General features: G+C 74.6%; 17 protein-coding genes. 9 read left to right on the plus strand and 8 right to left on the minus strand.

From position 1 onward, the window contains the following. Positions 1-2 precede the first annotated feature (2 nt). From BJ999_RS12185 to BJ999_RS12200, 4 genes are read right to left on the minus strand one after another with little or no spacing between them, the layout of a single operon-like run. Positions 3-1,343 (minus strand): vWA domain-containing protein, encoded by a 1,341-nt coding sequence (locus BJ999_RS12185; RefSeq protein WP_179833398.1) that lies wholly within the window; start codon positions 1,341-1,343, stop codon positions 3-5. Next, complete coding sequence (locus tag BJ999_RS12190; RefSeq protein WP_229809856.1) at positions 1,340-2,665, minus strand: protein phosphatase 2C domain-containing protein; 1,326 nt, start codon at positions 2,663-2,665, stop codon at positions 1,340-1,342. Before BJ999_RS12190 ends, BJ999_RS12185 begins: the two co-directional genes overlap by 4 nt. After that, a complete protein-coding gene (locus BJ999_RS12195) occupies positions 2,662-5,058 on the minus strand; it encodes a serine/threonine-protein kinase (protein ID WP_179833399.1) in 2,397 nt (798 codons plus the stop codon). The genes BJ999_RS12190 and BJ999_RS12195 overlap by 4 nt, the downstream gene beginning before the upstream one ends. Further along, a complete protein-coding gene (locus BJ999_RS12200; RefSeq protein ID WP_189269896.1) occupies positions 5,055-6,251 on the minus strand; it encodes a coiled-coil domain-containing protein in 1,197 nt (398 codons plus the stop codon). Before BJ999_RS12200 ends, BJ999_RS12195 begins: the two co-directional genes overlap by 4 nt. Before the next feature lie 255 nt (positions 6,252-6,506). On the opposite strand from BJ999_RS12200, the gene BJ999_RS12205 reads away from it, so the two are divergent. Continuing rightward, positions 6,507-7,007, plus strand: a complete 501-nt coding sequence (locus BJ999_RS12205; RefSeq protein WP_179833401.1) for a helix-turn-helix transcriptional regulator — start codon at positions 6,507-6,509, stop codon at positions 7,005-7,007. A 62-nt stretch (positions 7,008-7,069) separates the two neighbouring features. On the opposite strand, the gene BJ999_RS12210 is transcribed toward BJ999_RS12205, so the two are convergent. Further along, positions 7,070-8,200, minus strand: a complete 1,131-nt coding sequence (locus BJ999_RS12210) for a glutamate--cysteine ligase (RefSeq protein WP_229809857.1) — start codon at positions 8,198-8,200, stop codon at positions 7,070-7,072. Between the two features lie 115 nt (positions 8,201-8,315). Here BJ999_RS12210 and BJ999_RS12215 point away from each other — a divergent pair, with 115 nt between their 5' ends. Further along, complete coding sequence (locus BJ999_RS12215; protein ID WP_179833402.1) at positions 8,316-9,332, plus strand: NAD(P)H-dependent amine dehydrogenase family protein; 1,017 nt, start codon at positions 8,316-8,318, stop codon at positions 9,330-9,332. On the opposite strand, the gene BJ999_RS12220 is transcribed toward BJ999_RS12215, so the two are convergent. Together BJ999_RS12220 and BJ999_RS12225 are read right to left on the minus strand one after the other, a co-directional pair. Then, a complete protein-coding gene (locus BJ999_RS12220; RefSeq protein ID WP_179833403.1) occupies positions 9,307-10,101 on the minus strand; it encodes an alpha/beta fold hydrolase in 795 nt (264 codons plus the stop codon). The genes BJ999_RS12215 and BJ999_RS12220 overlap by 26 nt on opposite strands. A gap of 59 nt (positions 10,102-10,160) precedes the next feature. Then, the gene (locus tag BJ999_RS12225; protein ID WP_179833404.1) at positions 10,161-11,783 is read right to left on the minus strand and encodes a PucR family transcriptional regulator; all 1,623 of its coding nucleotides are present in this window, start codon (positions 11,781-11,783) and stop codon (positions 10,161-10,163) included. 146 nt (positions 11,784-11,929) lie between these two features. Here BJ999_RS12225 and BJ999_RS12230 point away from each other — a divergent pair, with 146 nt between their 5' ends. The 5 genes from BJ999_RS12230 (at position 11,930) to BJ999_RS12250 (ending at position 18,718) form a co-directional block, all read left to right on the plus strand. Beyond that, positions 11,930-13,273, plus strand: coding sequence for an aspartate aminotransferase family protein (locus BJ999_RS12230; protein WP_179833405.1), 1,344 nt, complete (start codon positions 11,930-11,932; stop codon positions 13,271-13,273). Continuing rightward, entirely contained in the window at positions 13,270-14,769 is a 1,500-nt protein-coding gene (locus tag BJ999_RS12235; RefSeq protein WP_179833406.1) for a CoA-acylating methylmalonate-semialdehyde dehydrogenase, read from the plus strand. The genes BJ999_RS12230 and BJ999_RS12235 overlap by 4 nt, the downstream gene beginning before the upstream one ends. A 225-nt stretch (positions 14,770-14,994) precedes the next feature. Continuing rightward, positions 14,995-15,360, plus strand: coding sequence for a hypothetical protein (locus BJ999_RS12240; RefSeq protein WP_179833407.1), 366 nt, complete (start codon positions 14,995-14,997; stop codon positions 15,358-15,360). A 467-nt stretch (positions 15,361-15,827) separates the two neighbouring features. Next, positions 15,828-17,033 (plus strand): ABC transporter substrate-binding protein, encoded by a 1,206-nt coding sequence (locus tag BJ999_RS12245; protein ID WP_179833408.1) that lies wholly within the window; start codon positions 15,828-15,830, stop codon positions 17,031-17,033. Between the two features lie 701 nt (positions 17,034-17,734). Then, positions 17,735-18,718, plus strand: coding sequence for a sensor histidine kinase (locus BJ999_RS12250; RefSeq protein ID WP_179833409.1), 984 nt, complete (start codon positions 17,735-17,737; stop codon positions 18,716-18,718). 1 nt (position 18,719) lies between these two features. Here the strand turns inward: BJ999_RS12250 and BJ999_RS12255 are convergent, their stop codons facing one another. Next, positions 18,720-19,568, minus strand: a complete 849-nt coding sequence (locus BJ999_RS12255) for an SDR family oxidoreductase (RefSeq protein WP_179833410.1) — start codon at positions 19,566-19,568, stop codon at positions 18,720-18,722. 124 nt (positions 19,569-19,692) lie between these two features. Here BJ999_RS12255 and BJ999_RS12260 point away from each other — a divergent pair, with 124 nt between their 5' ends. After that, complete coding sequence (locus BJ999_RS12260) at positions 19,693-20,073, plus strand: winged helix-turn-helix transcriptional regulator (RefSeq protein WP_218935040.1); 381 nt, start codon at positions 19,693-19,695, stop codon at positions 20,071-20,073. A gap of 121 nt (positions 20,074-20,194) precedes the next feature. After that, entirely contained in the window at positions 20,195-21,412 is a 1,218-nt protein-coding gene (gene dxr / locus BJ999_RS12265; protein WP_218935041.1) for a 1-deoxy-D-xylulose-5-phosphate reductoisomerase, read from the plus strand. Positions 21,413-21,436: the final 24 nt, after the last annotated feature.

The raw sequence follows: 21,436 nt of genomic DNA on the forward strand, positions 1-21,436 counted from the left end.
GCTCAGCCCTCGCCCCTCCTGGTGGTCACCGTCTCGTCCTTGCGGGTCCGGACCGTCTTGCTGGAGCGCGTGTCGAGCTCCATCTCGTCGGCCTTGGCGATGTCGCGCTTCAACCGGACGGTACCGGTCGCCTCGTCCACGACGTCCACCACCTTGCGGAGCATCGCGGTGATCTCGTCGTTGCCCGCCTCGCCCGCGAGCACCACGGCCCGGCCGAGCCGCGCCGTCGCGGTGTCGAGGTCACCGTCCTTGCGGGCCTGCAGGCCCTCCTGGATCGCCGCGGCCAGCTCCGCCTGCCCGGTGTAGCCCGCCACCCGCGGGTTGATCCGGGTGGACTCCGCCTCGTCGTCGGTCCACTGGGCGAGGACGTTCGCGGTCGCGACGACCCGCGCCTCCTCGCCCGGCGGGCCGGGCACGACGAGCTTCACCCACGCGGCGCGCAGCTCCTTGCCGATCTCGCCCGGCGGCACCTCCACGCAGATGTGGTAGTCGCGGCTCTCGGCGCCCCACGCTCCGAGCGGGTAGTCGCCGGCCTGCGGCGCCGACTCCGCGCGCTTGCCGGTGAGGTCCTCCACCGACGGGGAGACCTGCTTGACGAACCGCAGCCGCGCCGTCTGCGGCGTCCACACGCGCAGGGCGACGTCGGCGACGGACTTGCCCATCGCCGCCTCCGTCATGGCGCGGAAGTCCTCGACCAGCCCGGCGGGGTCGGCCACCATGCCGACGCTGCCGAGCAGCGCGGACGCCACCTTGCGCAGCTCGGCGACCTCCCAGTCGGTGCCGACGCCGCGGCAGTCGCAGACGAACCTCCCGCCGCAGCGGGCCAGGGCCGCGTCGAGCTCCTCCGCCGTCTCGTGCTGGTTCTTGCCGTCGGTCAGCAGGATCGCGTGCCGGATGCCGTCGCGGCCGCCGAAGAGGTCGTCGGCCAGCCGCAGCCAGGATCCGATCGCGGTGCCGCCGGCGGCCGTCAGCCGGCTCAGCGCGTGCTTGGCCTCCGCGCGGGTGTCCGGCGTCGCCGGGACCGTCCCCTGGTGCCGGGGGAAGACCATCTTGGCCGCGTTGGAGCCGGAGACGACCGCGAACTCCACGCCGTCGCGCAGCGTGTCGACCGCGACCTGCGCGGCCGCGATCGCCGCGCGCAGCTTGGTCCCGGGGTAGGACATCGAGCCGGAGGTGTCGATGATGACGACCTCGGACGCCCGGGTCGAGGACGGGACGTGGGCGCCCTCGGCCGTGCCCTCGGCGGCGCTCGCCTCGACCGACACGATGGCGTGCACCTCGCGGCCGCCCTCGGGCAGGTACTTGTTCTGGTCGATGGAGATGGTGAACTGCGGCTCCCTCATCGGGGCTCCTCCGTGCTCTGGGGGATGCTCTCGTGGACGCGGCCGCCGGAGCCGCCGGGGGAGGGGACCGGGATCACGGCGACCGTGATGTTGTCGCGGCCGCCGGCGTCCAGCGCGCGGCTCACCAGCGTCCGCGCGGTGCCGAGCGGGTCGGCCGCCGGGCCGGGGGACTCCCCGCCCCCGGGCCCGGCCAGCAGCGCCGCCAGGTCGGCGGCGGCCGGGAAGTAGTTCCACAGGCCGTCGCTGCACACCAGAAGCGTGCCGGGGCCGCCGGGCCGGAACGTCGCCACGTGCGGGCTGACCTGCCCGGCGTCGGCGCCCAGCCACCCGGTGATGACGTGCGCGTTCGGGTGGGCCTCCGCCTCCGCCTCGGTCAGCGACCCCTCGGCGACCATGAACGCGGCCCACGAGTCGTCCTCGGTGAGCCGGCGGGACGCGCTGAGCTCGGCCATGTCGCCGGTGCTGACCTCGGCCGCGTCCACCTCGTCAGGCGCGGGCCCCGGCGCGGCGTCCTCGCCCGGCCCGGCGGGGCCGTCCGCGGCCAGCCAGTAGGCGCGGCTGTCCCCGATCCAGCCGACCGTGACCGCCGGGCCGCGCGTCACGGCGGACACGTAGGTGCACGACGGTGCGTCGGACGGCGACGTGGCGAGCGCGGCGACGGCGGCGGCCGCGCGGAGCGCCGCGTGCCGGGTGGCGTCCTCGGCGTCCTCGCCGGCGTCGAGCCGCGCCACCAGCTCGGCGAGGCCGGTGTCGGCCGCGGCGCGGGACGCCTCGTCGGGACGCTGCGAGGATCCGACGCCGTCGGACACGACGGCGGCGATCCCGGACAGGTGCGCGGCGAGGGCCAGCGCGTCCTCGTTGCGGCTGTAGCGGCGGCCGCGGTCGCTCGCGCCCGCGGCGACGACCGGGCGGGTGCCGTTGCCGCCGGATCCGCCCGGCAGTTCGATCTCGACGTGGTCGCGCTCGGCGGGCTGGCGCAGGCCGCACGTCTCGCAGTAGCCGTCGGCGTCGATCGCCGTCCCGTCGCATCCGGGGCACGGGCCCGCTCCGTCGGCCCGCCGGGGCCGGCCGGCGGACGGCGCGGACTCCTGCCTGATCGTGGCGCCGTCACGCCCGGTGGACTCGGCGGGCGGGCCGTCGGCGAGCCGGTGCCCGCACTCCTCGCAGAAGATCTCTTCGGCGAACACCACGGCGCCGCAGGAGGGGCAGGCGAGCTCGGCCGCCTTTCCCTGGTCGGTTCCGGCCGTGCCGGTTCCGGTCGCGTCGGTTCGGGGGGCGTCGGTTCCGGTGATGTCGTCGGCTCCGGTGCGGTCGTCGGTCACAGCAGCGTCCTCGGGCGTACGGCGTTGGCGGAGTCGACGAGCTGGCGGCACTCGTCCCTGTCACGGGTGCGGCGTGCCAGCTCCCGGTATGTCCCTTCCAGGAGGCGGCGCAGCGGGGCCTCGGCGAGCGCGGCGCCGAACAGGGAGCCGCCCTGCGTCCCGGGCGCCGTGCCGGGACCCGCCAGGATCCAGCCGAGCGCGGCCTCCAGCACCTCGGCGGCGAGCCTGTCGCGCCGCTCGGCGTCCAGGTCGAGGGCGGCGAGCCGGTGGCCCGCGGCGACCAGCTCGCCCGCCGTCAGCTCGGCGGGGGGACGGCCGCGCACCGCCGTCACGACGGCCGCGACCTGCGCGGGCACGTACCGGATGGAGATCTTCGGTACCGAGTCGAGCGCGGCGACGGCGGCGCGGCGGTCGCCCGCCGCCAGGTGCACGCGGGCGAGGCCGAAGGCGGCGTTGATGTAGCTCTGGTCGGTGCGCCACACCGTCTCGTACAGGCGGACGGCGTCGTGCGGCGCCGAAGGCTCGCGGCAGTAGGCGAGGGCCAGCTTGGGGGCCGCCTCGCCGGGCAGCAGCCCGTACAGCCGGTCGAACAGCGGCGCGGCCGCGTCCACCCGGCCCTGTGCGAGCAGCCCGACCGCGCGGTACCAGCCGACCCGCCAGTCGGAGGGACGGTCGGCGGCCAGCGCGTCGAGCAGTTCGTCGGCCTCCTCCGCCGCGCCCAGTTCGATCTTGGCGCGGGCGAGCGCCAGCCTGACCTCGGGCGTGCGCTCGGGCGCGTTCGCCGCCGCCTCGGCGGCCTGCGCCGGTTCCAGCGCGCCGAGCCCGGACACGAACGCCGCCGCGGGGTCGGCGCCGTCCACCAGCGGAACCGGCAGCCCCGCCGCGGCGACCGGCGGCGGGACGGGCGGCAGCGCCGCCTCCTCCCGCGCCTCGCCCGCCATCCGCGTCGTGAACCGCTCCGGTCCGAACAGCCCCGACGGCGCCGGACGCGGGGCGCCGTCCTCGGCCGCCAGCACCTCGCGCAGCACGCCGGTGAGCTGCTCGGCCATCTCCGCCGCGTCCTGGAAGCGCGCGGTCGGCTCCTTGTGCGTCGCGCGGCGCAGCAGCCGGTCGTAGGACTCGTACCGCTGGAGGACGGGGATCTCCTCGCGCGGCGGCAGCGAGTCGGCGAACCCGCGGGTGTAGCCCTTGAACGGGAAGCTCAGCACGGCGAGCGCCCGTCCGACCGTGTAGAGGTCCGAGGTCACCGAGGGACCGGCGTCGGCGATCTCGGGGGCCTGGTAGCCGACCGTGCCGTAGATCGCGCCGTCCGGGTCGTCCAGCCGCCGCACCCCGCCGAGGTCGATCAGCCTGAGCTGCTCCTCGGACTGGATCACGTTGTCCGGTTTGAAGTCGCAGTAGACGAGGCCCTGCGCGTGCAGGTACTCGAACGCCCGCAGCACCTCCAGCCCGTAGGCGATGGCCTGCGCGAGCGGCAGGTGCTTCTGGCCGGCCGGCAGCGGCTGCCGGAGCAGGATGTCCTTGAGGGACTCCCCGCCCACGTACTCCATGACGATGTAGCCGTCGCCGCCGTGCTGGACGAAGTTGTAGATCTTGACGATGTTGGGGTGCTCGACCTCCGCGAGGAACGCGCGCTCGGCCGCCGCCGCGGCCATCGCGTCGGCGTCGCCGCTGTCGAGCAGGCCCTTCAGGACCACCCAGCGGTCGCTGACGTTCTTGTCCTTGGCCAGGTAGATCCAGCCGAGCCCGCCGTGGGCGAGGCAGCCCAGAACGCTGTACTGGCCGCCGACGAGGTCGCCCGGGCCGAGCTTCGGGGTGAAGGAGAACCGGGCGCCGCACTTGGGGCAGAAGCCCTCCGTGCGTCCCGGGCGGTCGCCGCGCCCCCGGCCGACGGGCTCGCCGCAGCCGCTGCAGTACCGCTTGGCCTCCGCGACCTCCGGGTCGCTCATGACCGCGCTGGACGGGTCACGGTAGGGGACGCGCGGCACCTCGACGAGCCCGGCGCCGAGCATGCCGCGGCGGCCGGAGGAGCGGGCCGACCCGGTGCGGGTGCTGCCCGTCCGGGTGCTGCCGGTCGCCGTGCTTCCCGACGTCGCCGTGCTTCCCGCCGTGCCCGTGCCCCCGGTCGTGCCCGCGCCGCCGGCGCCCGCGGCCGCCTGGACGCGGGCGGTGTAGGCGGGCGGCGAGCCGCACACGTCGCAGTAGCCGTCCGTGATCGTGCCGGTGCATCCGGCCTGGTGGCATCGGTCGGGCTGCTCGGCGGGCGGCCGCGGGGCGGGGACGCTCGGCGCCGCGGTCGCCGCGGGGGCGACGGCCGCGGGGGGATTGCCGCAGACGTCGCAGTAGCCGTCCGCGATCGTTCCTCCGCATCCCGGCTGCGCGCACTGGCTCATCGATCCGCTCCCTTCGACCGCGAGGTGACGGCCCGCTGGTACGCGGTCAGGGCCACGGTGGCCTTCCGCAGATCGCAGGGGGAGGTCCACAGCAGCTCGCGTGCCTGCTCGTAGGACCGGGCCAGTTCGGCGTCCTCGGCGTGGCCGAGCCGCGAGGCCTTGACCCGGTAGGCCTGCAGGCGGCCGCGCAGTTCCTCGCGCCGGTCCAGCAGGCCCCGGATCAGGCCGGTGGTCTCACGTGCCCGCTCCAGCGCCGCGTCGGCGGCGTGCTCCAGGTCGGCGACCCGCTTCGCGGTCTCGCGCCAGCCGCCGTCCCGCGCGGCCGCGCCCGGCCGGGGCCGGGTGACGGCGGCGAGCCGGTCGGCGAGGGCTGCGGAGGAGTCGGGCAGGTCCGGCAGCGCCGGCGCGGTGATCTTGACGAGGACCTCGTCCCGGACGGCGCGCGCCTCCGCCTCGGCCTCGCGCAGCAGGTCCAGGACGGCGGAGACGCCGCGGATCCGGGCGGCGAACCCCTCGCGCAGCCGCTCCGCCTCCTCCAGGCCGCGGCGCACCTCGGCGAGGCCGGAGCGGATCGCGTCCAGCCGCGCGGTGTCGGCGCTGCCGTCCCGCGCCAGCGCGAGCGGGTCGGCGCGCACGGTCGCGGCGACGGTCTCCAGTTCGTCGCGGAGCCGTTCGAGGGCGGGGTCCGCGCCGCCGGCGGACTCCAGCAGCTCCTCGGCCGCCCGCCGCTCGGCCTCGACCTCGGCCAGCCGCGACAGCAGCGTCGACCAGACGGCGTCGAGCGCGGCGACCGCCCGCGCGACCTCCTCGTAGAGCGGCGTCATCCGGTCGACCGCCGCCCGCAGCGTCAGCCTCTCGCCGGACGGGGCGGCCAGCAGCGTCCGCCGTTCCAGCGGCACCTCCGCGGCGGGCAGCTCCACCGACGGTCCGTCCAGGAGGCGGGTGAGCTCGGCGAGCTGCGCCTGGCCGGGCCTGGCGTGGCGGGCCCGCAGCTCCTCGGCGGCGGACAGGACGCGCCCGTGCAGGTCGAACAGCAGCCAGAGGGACGCCGTCGACGACCGCACGTCGGACTGCACGCGCAGGGTCGCGCCGCGCAGCGCCGCGCCCTCCAGCAGCTGGTAGCCCTGGTGGGCCTCCAGCTCCAGCAGGGCCGCGCCGATGCGCTCCCTCTCGTCCTGGAGGCGCGCGAGCATTCTGTCCGCCTCGTCTCGGCTCATCGGAGGCCGGTCCAGGCGTGGCTCACTCAACGCCGGTCCACGACTTGACCCATGTTCGCCCCTGATTCCCCCGAATAGAGCATGTTTTCCGGGGCCAGTTTTCACCATGCGAGGCCGCCTTCTCAAGCGCGGGGCCGATCGCCGCCCCCGACGGGCCCCGGCTGCGCCGCGACGCCCGTCCGCCCCCGCGCGGACCTCCAAAATGTCAGTGTTCGAACGTATGATCGAACCATGGCGAACGTTGCGACGCACCCCCAGACCGCGCACACCGCGCCGGCCGCGCTCACGGCGGCGGAGATCGCCGCCCTCGCGCTCTCGCTCGCGCACCTCGGCACCGGCCCGCAGGCCACCACCGCGCGCCGCGCCCTGCACACCCTCCTCGACGCCACCCCGCACGACGACGTGGTCACCACCACGCTCGCCACCCTCACCACGCCCCTGGACGTCTCCACCTCCGACCGCGCCCGCGTGGTCGCCGCCGCCATCACCGAGCACCGCGTCGTCCGGCTCTGCTACGGCGACGCCGGCGCCAACGTCACGATCCGCGAGGTCGAGCCGGTCACCTGCCTCGTGCACCGCGACCACTGGTACCTCGTCGGCTGGTGCCGCATGCGCCGGGGCGTGCGCGCCTTCCGCTTCGACCGCATCCTCGCGGTCGAGTCCACCGGCCTGCTCGCCCGGCACCGGCGCGCCGACCGCTACCTCCCCTTCCAGAGGCGCCGCACGGACTGACCGCCCGCCACCGGGACCGCGACCGGCGTGGTCCCGGTGGTGGCCCGGGGCGAATCGGCGGGTCAGACCGCCATCGTCCGCTGGACGGCGGCGGTGACCACGCTCCTGATGTCGCCGTTGCGGGCGTAGGCGGCGCGCTGGAAGCGGGCTCCGTTCCCGCGTTCCAGCACGCCGCCCAGAAGCTTGGTGACGATGTCGAGGTCGCCGGCGCGATCGAGCGCGGGGGACAGGTGCTCGACGAACGCGGTGAGGACCTCGCGGGCGGGGGCGGCGGTGTGGGTGCGCGGGTGCACGAGTTCTCCGCGCAGGCCCGAGCGCCCGGCGCGCCACATGGCCAGGCGCATCAGGTCCGTGCGCACCGGGTCGGGCGGCTCGCTCCGCCGCCACGCGTCGGCGGCGGTGTCGACCAGCGCCCGCACGAGCGCGCCCATCAGCACGGCGTCGTCGGCGTCCAGGCACACGTCCGGGACGCGGATCTCGACGGTCGGGTAGTGCCGTGACAGCCGGGCGTCGAAGTAGATCATGCCCTCGTCCACCAGGACGCCGGTCGCCAGCAGCGCCTCCACCGCCGTCCGGTACGCGCTCTCCGAGCCGAACAGCTCGGTCGGGCCGCTGGAGGGCCAGCGGCCCCAGACCTGGTGGCGCCAGCTGTCGGAGCCCGTGTCGGTGGCCTGCCAGAACGGGGAGTTCCCGCTGAGCGCGAGCAGCGGGGGCAGCCACGGCCGGATCCGGTCGAGGACGGCGACGCCCTCCTGCGGGGAGTCGATGCCGACGTGCACGTGGCAGCCGCAGGTGAGCTGCTCGTCGGCGGTGGGCCCGAAGGCGTCGGACATCCGCATGTAGCGGTGCGACGGGGTCAGCGACGGGCGGACGCTGACCGGCGACGTCGCCAGGGCGACAACGGCGGCGCCCACCCCGGCCGCCGACTTGCCCGCCGCCACCCGCGCCGACCGGACGTGGTCGGACAGCTGGTTCAGCGAGCCGCAGACCGGGGTGGCCGTCTCCAGCTGCTCGCGCTGGAGCTCGGTCTCCAGCGCCTTGGAGCGCCGTCCGCCGGTCAGGAACAGCTCGTCGTGACGCCGGGCGTGACGGATCACGGAGCCGGAGAGGGCCTGGGGCACGCCCGTCTCCGGGTCGACCAGGAGCAGCTCCTCCTCCACGCCGAACGTGCGCGCACCCGCGCGAAGTGTCACCAGACCATCCTTCCCGGCCAGCACGGATGTACGTCCCGCGAGGGGCTCGTTCTGGTGGCACGGGCATGCCAGAATGCGCCCGCGTTGACCGAGCGCTTGGTCAAAAGGTGGTGGTATGTCCTATCTCGTCGGCCAGTGGGGCACCGGACCCGTCGGCAGGTCGTCGCTCGGAGCCCTGCTCGGGCACCCGGACCTCGAACTCGCCGGGGTCGTCACCGTCGATCCCCGGCACGCCGGCGTCGACGCCGCCGAGCTGGCCGGAGGCGGCCGCCCGGCCAGGATCCATGCCACCGAGGACCCGGCGCCGCTCCTGGCCCGGCGGCCCCATGTCGTCTGCCACACGGCCTCCCGCTCCCGGGACGTCGCGGGCGAGCTGTGCCGCATCCTGGAGTCGGGCACGGGCGTGGTGTCGGACGTCCTGCCCTCGCTGGTGCACCCGCCCTCCGCCGACCGCGCCCTCGTCCGCCGGCTCCGGTCCGCGTGCGCGACCGGCGGCGCCGCCTGCCTCACCCTCGGGCCCGGCCTGGTGAACGACGTGCTCCCGCTCCTGCTGAGCGGCGGCTGCCGGCGCGTGCACGGCGTCAAGGTCACCCGGTTCACCTGCCTGGACGACCCCGAGGCCGGCGCCCGGCTCGGCTTCGGCGGCCCTCTCGGGCACCGTCCGCAGATCGTGCGGCCGGGCGCGCCGAGGCGTGCGTGGGGCCCGGTCGTGCGCCTCCTCGCCGAGCACCTGGCCGTGCCGCTGGACGAGGTGTCCGAGACCTACGAGCTGTGCCCGGCGCCCGAGGACATCGGCCGCGTCGCCCAGGGGGCCCTGGCCGGCCTGCGGTTCCAGGTGTCGGGACTGCTGCGCGGCCGTCCCGTGATCACCGTCGAGCACGTCGCCCGGCTGCGCGCCGACATCGCGCCCCACTGGCCCGCGCCGCCGCCCGGGGAGACCGGCGGCCACCGCGTCGAGATCGACGGCGAGCCGCCCTGGCGGATGGACCTCGCGGGGCCCGCCGCCGCCGACCCGGCCGCGTCGACCGCGCTGCGCATGGTCAGCGCCGTCCCCGCCGTGGCCGAGGCGCCGCCGGGCCTGCACACCCCGCTGACCCTGCCGCCGTTCACCGGCCGGCGCCGCCTCCGTTGAGCCACGCGGCGAGCATCGTCCCGGTCTCCTCGAACCGGTCGACGTAGAGCATGTGCCCGGCGTCGATCTCGCTGATCACGAGGCTGGGGCCGAGCGCGGCGCGCAGGTCGACCACGAACTCGGGGCGGACGAAGTCGGCCTCCGTCGCGATGACCAGGTGGGTGGGCAGGTCCGCGGGCGGCGCCAGGTGCGGGCGGGCCATCTCCGAGAACGCGGTCACCACGGCCGCGGGCTCGAAACGCCACCGCAGGCGCCCGTCCGGGCCGTGCTCCAGGTGCTCGGCGACCTCCTCGTCCACGGCCTCCCGCGGAGACGCCGGCCAGTGCGCCGCCCGGTCGGCCCGCGCCTCGGCGACGTCGCCGAACGACGCGGGCGCCAGGTGGCCGCGCGCCTCCCGGGCCGCCGTCGCCGGGTCGAGCCCGATGGCCGGGTCCAGCAGGAGGAGCCGCCGCACCCGCCTCGGCGCGGTCCGCGCCAGATGCAGCGCGATCATCCCGCCGTAGGAGTGCCCGACGAGGTCGGCCCGCTCGACGCCCTCGGCGTCCATCATCGCCAGGATGTCGCCCACATGCCGTTCGACGGTCCACGGCGGCTCGTGCGTCGACCGCCCGTGCCCGCGCAGGTCGGGCGCGAGGACGGAGTGGTCCAGCAGGTACCGCTCGGCGGTCCGGCGCCAGCGCGCCCCGTGCCCGGTGACCCCGTGGAGCATGACCACCGGAGCTCCGCCCGGGTCCCCGTACCGATGAACATGCAGTACCGCGTCCGCCATGGGTCAAGCGTATGCGCGCAGGGCCCGCCGCGAACGGCCTTCACCGGTCACCGGACCGGTCAGGAACGTTCCCAGCGGACGGACGACAGAGCCAGCAGCGCCACGTGGAAGGACACGCACGACTCCACGTCGTCGAGGTCGGCGTCCAGGACCCGTTCGATACGGCGAAGCCGCTCGTAGAAGGCGGGCCGGGACAGGTGCGCCCGCTGGGCGGCGACCGCCTTGTTCCGCCCGGATTCGAGATACAGCTCCAGGATGCGGGTGAGGTCGCTGCCGCGCTGGGCGTCGTACTCCAGGAGCGGGCCGAGTTCGCGTTCGACGAAGGTCTGCACGCGGGCGTCGTCGCGGAGGAGGTGCAGCAGCCCGCGCAGGCGCAGGTCGGGCAGGCGGTAGTAGAGGCGGGCCCCGGAGCCGCGCGCGGCGACGTCGGCGACCTGCTCGGCCTCCAGGAAGGAGCGGCGGACGTCGCGGATCGTCTCCACCACCGAGCCGGCCGCCATCACGGTGTCGCCGGACTGCTTGCGGATGCGGGTGGCGACCTCGGTGAGCGCGGTCTCCACGTCGGCGCGGGCGGGCAGGGAGGCCAGGACGCCGACGCGGGCGTGCGGGCCGCCCTCGTCCAGCACGCCGACGAGCGCGGCGAGGCGCGCGTCCTTGCAGGCGGCCGCGGCCGTCTCGGCGAGCTGCGACAGCTCCCCGACGGGCGGGGCGGTCCGGGACAGGGCGGGACCGCGGTGCCGGAGCACGGCGCCGAGCAGCCGGCGGCCGGACAGCGGGACACCGAGGGCGCGGGCGCGGGCCGCCGCCTCCTGCGGGTCGGAGTAGGCGTGCGCGAGGATGCGCGCGATGATCGTTCCGTGCGCCTGCCGCTCGACGCTCTCGGCGTGCCGGTCGAGGAGCCGGCCGAGGGCGAGGGTGGTGGCGGCCCGCTCGATCAGCACGGTCTCGCGCGGCGACGGCGGCGAGCCGAGGTCGACGATCAGCCGGCCCCAGTCCTCGCCCCGCGCGCCGACCATCGTGACCAGCCAGCCGGACGCCTCGTCGTAGCCGGTGCGGCGGCCGGGACGGACGGCCCGCGAGCGGGTCTCCCAGGCCGACAGCAGCTCGGCCGGGTCGGCGCCGCCGGCGTCCGCGGCGAGGACCTGGTGGGCGAGGTTCTCCAGCACCACCGGATGCCCGCCGAGCGCCGCCACCTGCCGGACGACCTCGTCGGTGGAGGCGCCCTCGACCGACAGCTGGGTGAAGATCTCGTGCAGCTGCTCGGAGGCGCGCAGCTCGGCGAACTGCTCCTGGACGATCCGGGCGTGCACCGACTCGGTGATGTCGACGAACGCGGGCTCGTGCGCCAGCACGATCACCGGCAGGCCGAACTCCTCGGCCGCGGCGATCAGCGCGGGCGGCAGCACGCTGGCGTAGCGGCGGCCGAGTTCGATCATCAGGCCGCTGACGCCGACCTCGGCGAGGTCGGCGATGTAGGCGCGCAGCCGCTCCGGCTCGTCGGGCAGCGCGATGCCGGTGGTGAGGACGAGCTCGCCGCCGTGCAGCAGGTGCGCGATGTCGGTGACCTCGGCGACGTGCACCCAGCGGACCCGGTTGGCGGTGCGGTCCGCGCCCGCGACGACGTGCGGCTGGCCGCGGCGTACCGCGTCGAGCTGGAGGACGTCGTCGACAGTGGGCAGCATCACCGGCGATGGTATCCATACAGGGTGTCAGCGGCATCGATCAGGTCGTTACAGGCTGTCAGCCGCCAGCAATCCGTTAAGCGGAGGTGCCCTGTCCTGACACTCTGCGGGTGGTCGCGGCCGCCCGCGGAAACGAGACTTGTGGCATGTCGGAACACGCGAACCTGCTCCGGCGCCACCGGGCGGTCATGCCGTCCTGGATGGCGCTCAACTACCGGGACCCCATCGAGATCGTCGGCGGCAAGGGCAACCGCGTGACCGACGCGGAGGGCAACTCCTACCTCGACTTCTTCATCGGCATCCTGACGAACATGCTCGGGTACGACGTGCCCGAGGTCCGGGACGCGGTGGAGCGGCAGCTCGCCACCGGCGTCGTGCACACCTCCACCGCGTATCTGCTGCGCGGGCAGGTGGAGCTGGCCGAGAAGATCGCCCAGCTGTCGGGCATCCCGGACGCGAAGGTGTTCTTCACCAACTCCGGGACGGAGGCCAACGAGACGGCGCTGCTGCTGGCCGCGTACGCGCGGCGCAGCGACCAGGTCCTCGCGATGCGGCAGAGCTACCACGGCCGGTCGTTCGCCACGACGGGCGTCACCGGGAACCGCGGCTGGACGAACCTGTCGTACTCCCCGCTGGACGTCCACTTCCTGCACGGCGCCGACCGGCGGCTCCCGCAGTTCGCCGGGATGTCGGACGAGCAGTACATCGACGCGTGCACGCAGGACCTGCGGCACGTGCTCGCCACCGCGACCGGCGGCGACGTCGCCGCGCTCATCGCCGAGCCGATCCAGGGCGTCGGCGGTTTCACGATGCCGCCCGACGGCCTGTTCGCCGCCTACAAGCGCGTCCTCGACGAGTTCGGGATCCTTTTCATCTCCGACGAGGTGCAGACCGGATGGGGGCGGACGGGCCAGGGCTTCTGGGGGATCGACAATCACGGTGTGACCCCGGACGTGATCACTTTCGCCAAGGGCCTCGGGAACGGCTTCGCGGTCGGCGGCGTCGTCGCGCGCGGCGACCTCATGGACGGCCTCCACGCGGTCGGCATCTCCACCTTCGGCGGCAACCCGGTGGCGATGGCCGCCGCCAACGCCACGCTCGACCACCTCCTCGCCCACGACCTGCGGTCCAACGCGGCGCGCCAGGGCGCGACGATCATCGGGGGGCTGTCGGCGGCGGCCGGCCGGTTCCCGATCGTCGCGGACGTGCGGGGCAAGGGGCTGATGTTCGCGGTCGAGCTGGCCGACCCGGAGACCGGCGAGCCGAGCCCGCCGCTCGCCGCCGCGCTGATGGAGGCGGCCCGCGAGCGGGGGCTGCTGGTCGGCAAGGGCGGCCTGTACGGCAACGTGGTGCGCATGGCGCCGCCGCTGACCCTGACCGACGACGAGGCCGAGGAGGGCCTCGGCATCCTGATCTCATCGCTGGAGGCCGTGAACGAGGCCGCCGTGGCCGGAGGGCGCGGGCCGTCCGCCCGCCGGGAGGACGCATGACCAAGCATGTGACGCACTGGATCGGCGGAAAGCCGTTCGGCGGGGAGAGCGACCGGCGGGGCGACATCTTCGAGCCCGCGTCCGGTCGCGTGGCCGGGACCGTCGACTTCGCCGGGCCGCGTGAGGTCGACGCCGCCGTGGCCGCCGCGAAGGCCGCCTTCCCCGGCTGGCGGGACGCCTCGCTCTCGCAGCGCGCGAAGGTGCTGTTCCGCTTCCGCGAGCTGGTGGACGCGCACCGCGGGGAGCTGGCCCGGCTGATCTCCTCCGAGCACGGCAAGGTGGTCTCCGACGCCGCGGGCGAGGTCGCCCGCGGACTGGAGGTCGCCGAGTTCGCCTGCGGCATCCCGCACCTGCTCAAGGGCGGGTTCTCCGAGAACGTCTCCTCGCGGGTGGACGCGTACTCGATCCTCCAGCCGGTCGGCGTCGCCGCCGGGATCACCCCGTTCAACTTCCCGGCGATGGTGCCGATGTGGATGTTCCCGGTCGCGATCGCGTGCGGGAACACGTTCGTGCTCAAGCCGTCCGAGAAGGACCCTTCGGCGTCGGTCCGGCTGGCCGAGCTGTGGGCCGAGGCGGGGCTGCCGGACGGCGTCTTCAACGTCGTCCACGGTGACAAGGCGGCGGTGGACGGCCTGCTGCGCCATCCGGACGTCAGGGCGGTCAGCTTCGTCGGCTCCACCCCGATCGCGCGGTACATCTACGCGACGGCGGCGGCGAACGGCAAGCGGGTGCAGGCGCTCGGCGGGGCCAAGAACCACATGCTCGTGCTGCCGGACGCCGACCTCGACCTCGCGGCGGACGCCGCGGTGTCCGCCGGCTTCGGGTCGGCGGGGGAGCGGTGCATGGCGATCTCCGTCGTCGTCGCCGTGGACCCCGTCGGGGACGAGCTGACGGCCAAGATCAAGGAGCGCGTCGCCGGGCTGAGGGTGGGGCCGGGCGACCACCCCGAGTCGCAGATGGGGCCGCTCGTCACGCGGGCGCACCGGGACAAGGTGGCCTCCTACCTGGACGGCGCCGTCGCGCAGGGCGCCACGCTCGCCGTCGACGGGCGCGACCCGGACGTGCTGGGCGGCGCCGGCGACGGGTTCTGGCTAGGCCCGGCCGTCCTGGACCACGTCACCCCGGACATGGACGCCTACCGGGACGAGATCTTCGGCCCGGTGCTGTCGGTCGTGCGGGCCGGGTCCTACGAGGCGGCCATGGAGCTGATCTCCGCCAACCCGTACGGCAACGGGACCGCGATCTTCACCAACGACGGCGGGGCGGCGCGCCGCTTCCAGAACGAGGTGGAGGTCGGCATGGTGGGCGTGAACGTGCCGATCCCGGTGCCGATGGCCTACTACTCGTTCGGCGGCTGGAAGGACTCGCTGTTCGGCGACAGCCACGCCCACGGCATGGAGGGCGTCCACTTCTACACCCGGACGAAGGCCGTCACGGCGCGCTGGCTCGACCCGTCCCACGGCGGGGTGAACCTAGGCTTCCCCACCAGCGGCTGAGGACCCGCGATAAATTACCTACCGAGTGCGTTTTTCCGTTGTCAATTTTCGTCCGGCGCGGCCGGGTGAATAATGGCACCACCCCATTGACTGGGTCTGTGTCCGGCGACACAATCTGACTGTCTCCCTTAATTGAGGCGAATTCAAAAGTCAGGGTCGGCAGTCAGAAGCCCGTGGTCATCGGACCGCGGGCCGGTGAAGCCGGATGTGCAGGAGAGCCGCGCTATGACCGCAGGCGACCACGCCGCCGAAGTGGACGCGCTCGGAAGGCGATTCCCGGGCTGGACCATTTGGTTCGGCCTGTTCACCGGCCATTGGTGGGCGCTGCCGCCCAAGGACCGCGACGTCGGGGACTTCCTCGAGGCCGACACTCCGCAGCGGCTCATCGCGCGGATCGAGGTGGTCTCGGGCGCCGCGCCGGCGCGGCGCCCGGCCGGCGGGCCGGCGCCTCCGGGCGTCCGCTCCCGGCCGTCCCGCGACACCCGGCAGGACGTGCGGCGTCCCTCGAACCTCCTCCGTCTCGAGGGCGTCACACCGCCGCCGTCAGGCCGGGTACCGGTGATCGCGTGGCCGGGCGGCACCGCACGGTGATCCGCCGTTCCCCACCCCCGCCACGCCCACCGGTGCCGCCGCGGCCCCGGACAGGACGCGAGCCCGCGCCATATCCTCTCCAGCAACCTCCGTGTATGGCGCGGACGCCAGCACCCACCGTCCTTCCGGGGCCCCGGCGGCCTCCCTTCCAGCGGCTCGGCCGAAATCCGCATCAAAGAGCGCGGTAATGGTCATGCTCTCGTCACCTTTGGGATAGCCCGCAAGGAAACAGACGAGTCGCGATCATTGGTAATTCCGGCCGGGGCGACCCCAGGACGGCGGGAAAGTTCCGTGAAACCGGCGATCACATCGTCCGCGCCCGCCGCGAACCGCGCAATGGCGGCCGGAAGTGCCCGGCGCCCGCCGACCGCGTCCGGGGCCGGTGCGTCCGGCCGGCGCGGAGACGCTACGCTGCGCCGACGGGCCCGTTCACGAGGGGGAGGGCCCTGGCACGGATCGGGAGCGACATGCGGCGCAGGGCCACGGCACGGGTCAAGGCGGCGACGGCCCTGGCGGCGGCAGCGGCACTCGGCGCCGCGGCGCTCGGCGCGTGCAGCGGCGGGGACGACAAGCCCGTGGGCGTCGCCAAGGTGATGAGCACCCTCGGCCCCGGTGAGGGGACGCTGAACCTCCTCACGCTGCCCGGTTCGGTGGAGAGCGGCGGCACCGACCCGCGCGTGGACTGGGTCACGCCCTTCCAGGAGCGCACCGGCTGCAAGATCGGCATGAAGGTCGTCAAGACGCCCGGGGAGATGGCCGACCTCATGCGCGACAAGGACCGCCGCTACGACGGCGTCGCCGCGCCGCCGGAGGTCGCCGGGAGGCTGGTCGAGGAGAACCAGGTCGTCCCGATCAACCCCGACCTCGTGGACGGCTACAAGAAGCTCGAACCGAAGCTGCGCAAGCTCCTGGAACGCGACGGCAAGCACTACGGCCTGCCGTACGTGTGGGGCTCCAACCTGCTGATGTACGACACCCGGGCCGTCCCGCCGCCGGCGGGCTGGGCCGCGCTGTTCGATCCCGGCCAGGCCCGCCGCTACGCCGGAAAGATCGTCATGCGGGACAGCCCGCTCGCGATCGCCGAGGCCGCGCTCTACCTCAAGGGCCGGCAGCGCAAGCTGAAGATCCGCGACCCCTACTCGCTGACGCCGGCGCAGCTCGCCGCGGCCGGGCGGGTCCTGGCCCGGCAGCGCCCGTACGTGGGGGAGTACTGGGACCTTCCGGCCGACGCCGTCAGCGCGTTCGCCGGGGGCCGGGCCGTGCTCGGCCAGGCGTGGCCCTACCACGCGGACGTGCTGAACCGCGCGTCACGGCCCGTCCAGGGCGTCATCCCGTCCGAGGGCGCGACCGGGTGGATGGACGCGTGGATGATCGGCGCCCGCGTCCAGCACCCCAACTGCATGTACCAGTGGCTCCAGTGGACGGCCTCGCCGGACGTCCAGCAGCAGGTCGCCGAGTGGACGGGGGTCGCGCCCGCCAACCCGCAGGCGTGCTCGGGCGACCGCCTCAAGACCGGCTTCTGCGCGGCCTACCACGTCGGTGACCGCGGCTACCTCAACAAGATCGTCTTCGCGCACGAGCCGTCGAAGGCGTGCGGCGGCGATTCGGGCGAGAAGGACTGCACCGACTACGCCGAGTGGACGCGGACCTGGATCCAGGCCACCAAGGCCTGAGGCACCGCGCGAGAGTCTCTCCGGCGCGCCCGACCGCCCCCAGCCGGGCACGCCTGACGGGTGGTCCCGGGCTTCCCCCCGAAACGCCCGGGTCACCCTCTCCCTGGAGAGACCTCCATGACGGCGGCGCCCGCCGCCGTCCGCGCCGGCGGCGGCTTTCCCGCCGCCGATCCGGCGCCCGTGAACGGCTCCCGGGGGCCCCGCCGTGCGCGGGGTACCGGCGGGGCGGGTGCGCAGTCGTCGCACGCGAACACCCCGGACGAGTCCGGCAGGCGGCCGACGCGGACGCGCGGCCGGGGCCATCTCTTGCGGCAGACGACGCACGCGTCGCCCAGACGCTGGGCCGTGCTCAACCCTCGCGGATCGACGACCGGCTCGCCCGTCTGGCCCATGTCTCCATCCCCCCGGTGGGAGTCGCCTTCACGTCCTCCTTTATAAGCGGGGAAGCGTGTTGTTGCCGCTACGGAAGGTGAAAAGGGCGGCAAAGCCTCCCGTGTCGCCCCGCGGTTCGGGAACCGTCGCGCTAGGCGCGGCGGGAGGTGCACGGCGGGACGCGCGGCGCCGCGGACCAGGCTATGCGGTCACAGGCTGGGCGCTTTGCCCTCCTTTGGTGGGTGCTTACGTACAAAGGAAGCATGTCGGCCAGGAACGTCGAAGATCGGCGAGTCCGGCCGCACAGGCCCCGCCGTCTGCGGGCGCGTGTGACGTCGGCGACGGCCACCGCCCTCGGCTCCCTGATGGTGGCCGCGGTGGCCGTGGCGGCCGCGGTCCTCTACATGCTCGCCGATGTGGGGCGTCCCTGGGCGCTCGCAGCCGTCATGGCGGTGCTCGCGGCGGTGGCCGTGGCGTCGGCCCGGTGGGGGGTGGCGCGCTCCGCGCGCGGAGCGCTCCGACCGGTGGAACGGCTCCGGCGGGAACTGGAGGGGCTCGCCGAGGACGACGGGGCCGGCCGCGTCGCCGTCCCGGCCACGGGCGACGAGGCGGAGCGGCTGGCCGAGCGCGTCAACGAGCTGCTCGCCCGGCTGGAGCGCGCGATCCAGCAGCGGCGCGCGTTCGTCTCCGACGCCTCACACGAGCTGCGCACGCCGATCGCCGGGCTGCGCGCCCGCATCGAGCTGGCCCTCGCCGCCCCCGACGACGGCGACGCCGTGGAGCCCCTGCGCCACTCGCTGGTCGACATCGACCGGCTGCACCGGATCGTCGAGGACCTCCTCGTCCTCGCCCGCATCGACTCCGGCGGCATCTCCGCCCGCGAGCCCGTCGACCTCGGGGCGCTGGTGGAGGCGGAGGCCGCGCTGCGCACCTCGCCGGTTCCGACGGCGGTGAAGGTCGAGCCGGGCCTCATCGTCGGCGGTGACCGGCAGCAGCTCGGCCGCGCCGTGCGCAACCTGCTCGCCAACGCCGAGCGCTACGGCGCCGCGCAGATCGAGATCGAGGCGCGCGCGGACGGCGACCAGGCCGTCGTCGAGGTGCACGACGACGGCCCCGGCATCCCGTTCGCCGACCGGGACCGCGTCTTCGAGCGCTTCACCCGCCTGGACCCGGCCCGCAGCCGCGAGAAGGGCGGCAGCGGTCTCGGCCTTCCGATCGCGCGGGAGATCGCCCTCGCCCACGGCGGGACCGTGCAGGTCGCCGACGGCACCCGCGGCGCCCGCCTCGTGCTCCGGCTCCCGCTCTCCCGCTGACTCAGCGGAACGCCCCGAGATTCTCCTCGGCCCACTGCGCGAAGGACCGGGCCGGGCGTCCGAGCACCTTCTCCACGTCGGGCCTGACGCGGCGTTCGTCCTCGGTCGGCCGGCCGAGGATGTCGAGGGTGCCGTCGACCACCGGCGCGGGCATGAACGCCGTCATCTGTGCCCGGGCCTCCTCCCGGGTCTGCTCGGCGAACGCCACCGGCTCGCCCAGCGCGTCGCCGATCGTCCGCGCCCGTTCCCGCGGCGACACCGGGGCGGGCCCGGTGAGTTCGTAGACGCGGTCCTCGTGCCCGCTCTCCCGCAGGACCGCGGCCGCGACCTCGGCGATGTCGGACGGATGGACGAACGGCAGCGCGACGTCGGCGAACGGCGCGGCGGCCGCGCGGTGGGCGCGGATCGGCTCCGCCCACGCGAACGCGTTGCTGTCGAAGCCGCCCGGACGCAGGATCGTCCAGCCGACCCCCGACTCCCGGACGGCGTCCTCGAACGCCCTGAGGTGGCTGTGGCCGTGCGCCGCCGGGCGCGTGCCGGCGCCCTGCGAGGACATCAGCACGACCCGCTCCACGCCGGCGGACTTCACCACGTCCAGGACGGCGCGCGGGTCCAGGTCCTCGGGCGAGCCGAGCAGGTGCCCGGCGACGAGCAGGAAGAGCGCGTCCGCCCCGTCCAGGACGGGCCGGAGCGTCTCCGGCTCGGCGAGGTCGGCCGAACGGTGGGCGACGCCTGCGGGCAGGTCGCCGGGGTCGGTGCGCGACACCGCCGTCACCTGCTCGCCCGCCTCGGCCAGTGTCCGCACGAGCGGCCGCCCGACGTTCCCCGTGGCGCCCATGACAACGATCATTGCTTTCTCCTTCTGAGCTGCACTGACATCGCCCGAGGGCGGTGCCGTCGCGGTGCGACCCCGTGAAGCTAGCATCCTCGGTATAGTAGGTACCTAGAAGAAAGTGACTACCCGGGAGGCCGCAATGATGGACGCCACGACCGAGGAGGCGCTCGACGCCGAGCTGGCCTGCCCGATCGCCCCGGTGGTCGACATCGTGTTCAGCCGCTGGACGACCCCGATCCTCTGGACGCTGCACGAGTACGGGCGGCAGCGGTTCGTGGAGCTGCAGCGCCGCATCGCCACGATCACGCCGAAGGTGCTGACCCAGCGCCTGCGCCAGATGGAGCGCGACGGGCTCGTGATCCGCACGTACCATCCGGAGGTGCCGCCGCGCGTCGAGTACGAGATCAGCGAGCTGGGCCGCAGCCTCGCGCCGCTGTTCGCGGCGCTCGCGGAGTGGTCCGCCGAGAACCTGGAGAAGGTCGGGCGGGCGCGGAGCGCCTACGACGAGGGCCAGGGCTGACACGCGGGCCAGGGCTGACACGCGGGCCAGGGCTGACACGCGGGCCAGGGCTGACACGCGGGGCGGGGCGGGCGGCGTCCGCGCGATCCCGGGGCGGCCGATGCCCGACAATGGACGCGTGATGTCTCCTTCGAGCCCCGACGGGGCCGCCCGCGAGCTGGTCGTCCTCGGCTCCACCGGTTCCATCGGCACCCAGGCCCTGGACGTGATCCGCCGCAACCCCGGCCGGTTCCGGGTGACCGGGCTGGCGGCCGGCGGCGGGCGCGTGGACCTGCTGGCCGAGCAGGCGCTGGAGTTCCGTCCCGAGGTCGTCGCGGTGGCCAGGGCGTCCGCCGCGCAGGAGCTCCAGCTCGCCTTCTACGCCGAGGCCAAGCGGCGCGGCTACGCCTCCGGGGATTACTCCATCCCCAAGATCGTGGCAGGCCCGGACGCGGTCGCCGAGGTCGCCGCCTGGCCGTGCGAGGTGGTGCTGAACGGGGTGACCGGCGCCCTCGGCCTCGCCTCGACGCTGGCCGCGCTGGACGCGGGGCGCACCCTCGCCCTCGCCAACAAGGAGTCGCTCATCGTCGGCGGCCCCCTCGTCAAGGAGCGGGCGCGCCCGGGGCAGATCGTCCCCGTCGACTCCGAGCACTCCGCGCTCGCCCAGTGCCTGCGCGGCGGGCGGGCCGAGGAGGTGCGGCGGCTCGTGCTCACGGCGAGCGGCGGGCCCTTCCGGGGGCGCGGCCGCGACGAACTGGCGGACGTCACCCCCGAGCAGGCGCTGAACCATCCGACCTGGGACATGGGCCCGGTCATCACGATCAACTCCGCGACCCTGGTCAACAAGGGCCTGGAGGTCATCGAGGCGCACCTGCTCTTCGACGTCCCGATGGACCGCATCGAGGTCATGGTGCATCCGCAGTCGGTCATCCACTCGATGGTCGAGTTCACCGACGGCTCCACGCTGGCGCAGGCGAGCCCGCCCGACATGCGGCTGCCGATCGCGCTCGGCATCGACTGGCCCGACCGGGTGCCGGACGCCGCGCCCGGCGTCGACTGGACCAGGGCGCACACCTGGGAGCTGTTCCCCCTGGACGACGAGGCGTTCCCCGCCGTCGCGCTGGCGCGCCGCGCCGGCGAACTGGGCGGGACGGTCCCCGCCGTCTACAACGCCGCCAACGAGGAGTGCGTGGACGCCTTCCGCGCGGAACGCCTCCCGTTCCTCGGGATAGTCGACACTGTCGCGCGGGTAATGGAGGAGCACGGTTCGGGCACCACCGGAGGCCTGACGCTCGACGACGTCCTCGCGGCGGACACCTGGGCGCGGACCCGGGCCAGGGAACTGACCGCAACCGCCTGACCCGGGGACCCGCCTCGGGAGGAA

Source organism: Actinomadura citrea, from assembly GCF_013409045.1.
GTDB classification, from domain to species: Bacteria; Actinomycetota; Actinomycetes; order Streptosporangiales; family Streptosporangiaceae; genus Spirillospora; species Spirillospora citrea.

Excerpts from the sequence above, each read along its gene's own strand:
- BJ999_RS12185 (WP_179833398.1), bottom strand. The coding sequence starts at position 1,343 with ATGAGGGAGCCGCAGTTCACCATCTCCATCGACCAGAACAAGTACCTG.
- BJ999_RS12195 (WP_179833399.1), bottom strand. The coding sequence starts at position 5,058 with ATGAGCCAGTGCGCGCAGCCGGGATGCGGAGGAACGATCGCGGACGGC.
- BJ999_RS12200 (WP_189269896.1), bottom strand. The coding sequence starts at position 6,251 with ATGCTCGCGCGCCTCCAGGACGAGAGGGAGCGCATCGGCGCGGCCCTG.
- BJ999_RS12205 (WP_179833401.1), top strand. The coding sequence starts at position 6,507 with ATGGCGAACGTTGCGACGCACCCCCAGACCGCGCACACCGCGCCGGCC.
- BJ999_RS12215 (WP_179833402.1), top strand. The coding sequence starts at position 8,316 with ATGTCCTATCTCGTCGGCCAGTGGGGCACCGGACCCGTCGGCAGGTCG.
- BJ999_RS12220 (WP_179833403.1), bottom strand. The coding sequence starts at position 10,101 with ATGGCGGACGCGGTACTGCATGTTCATCGGTACGGGGACCCGGGCGGA.
- BJ999_RS12225 (WP_179833404.1), bottom strand. The coding sequence starts at position 11,783 with ATGCTGCCCACTGTCGACGACGTCCTCCAGCTCGACGCGGTACGCCGC.
- BJ999_RS12230 (WP_179833405.1), top strand. The coding sequence starts at position 11,930 with ATGTCGGAACACGCGAACCTGCTCCGGCGCCACCGGGCGGTCATGCCG.
- BJ999_RS12235 (WP_179833406.1), top strand. The coding sequence starts at position 13,270 with ATGACCAAGCATGTGACGCACTGGATCGGCGGAAAGCCGTTCGGCGGG.
- BJ999_RS12240 (WP_179833407.1), top strand. The coding sequence starts at position 14,995 with ATGACCGCAGGCGACCACGCCGCCGAAGTGGACGCGCTCGGAAGGCGA.
- BJ999_RS12245 (WP_179833408.1), top strand. The coding sequence starts at position 15,828 with ATGCGGCGCAGGGCCACGGCACGGGTCAAGGCGGCGACGGCCCTGGCG.
- BJ999_RS12255 (WP_179833410.1), bottom strand. The coding sequence starts at position 19,568 with ATGATCGTTGTCATGGGCGCCACGGGGAACGTCGGGCGGCCGCTCGTG.
- BJ999_RS12260 (WP_218935040.1), top strand. The coding sequence starts at position 19,693 with ATGATGGACGCCACGACCGAGGAGGCGCTCGACGCCGAGCTGGCCTGC.
- dxr (WP_218935041.1), top strand. The coding sequence starts at position 20,195 with ATGTCTCCTTCGAGCCCCGACGGGGCCGCCCGCGAGCTGGTCGTCCTC.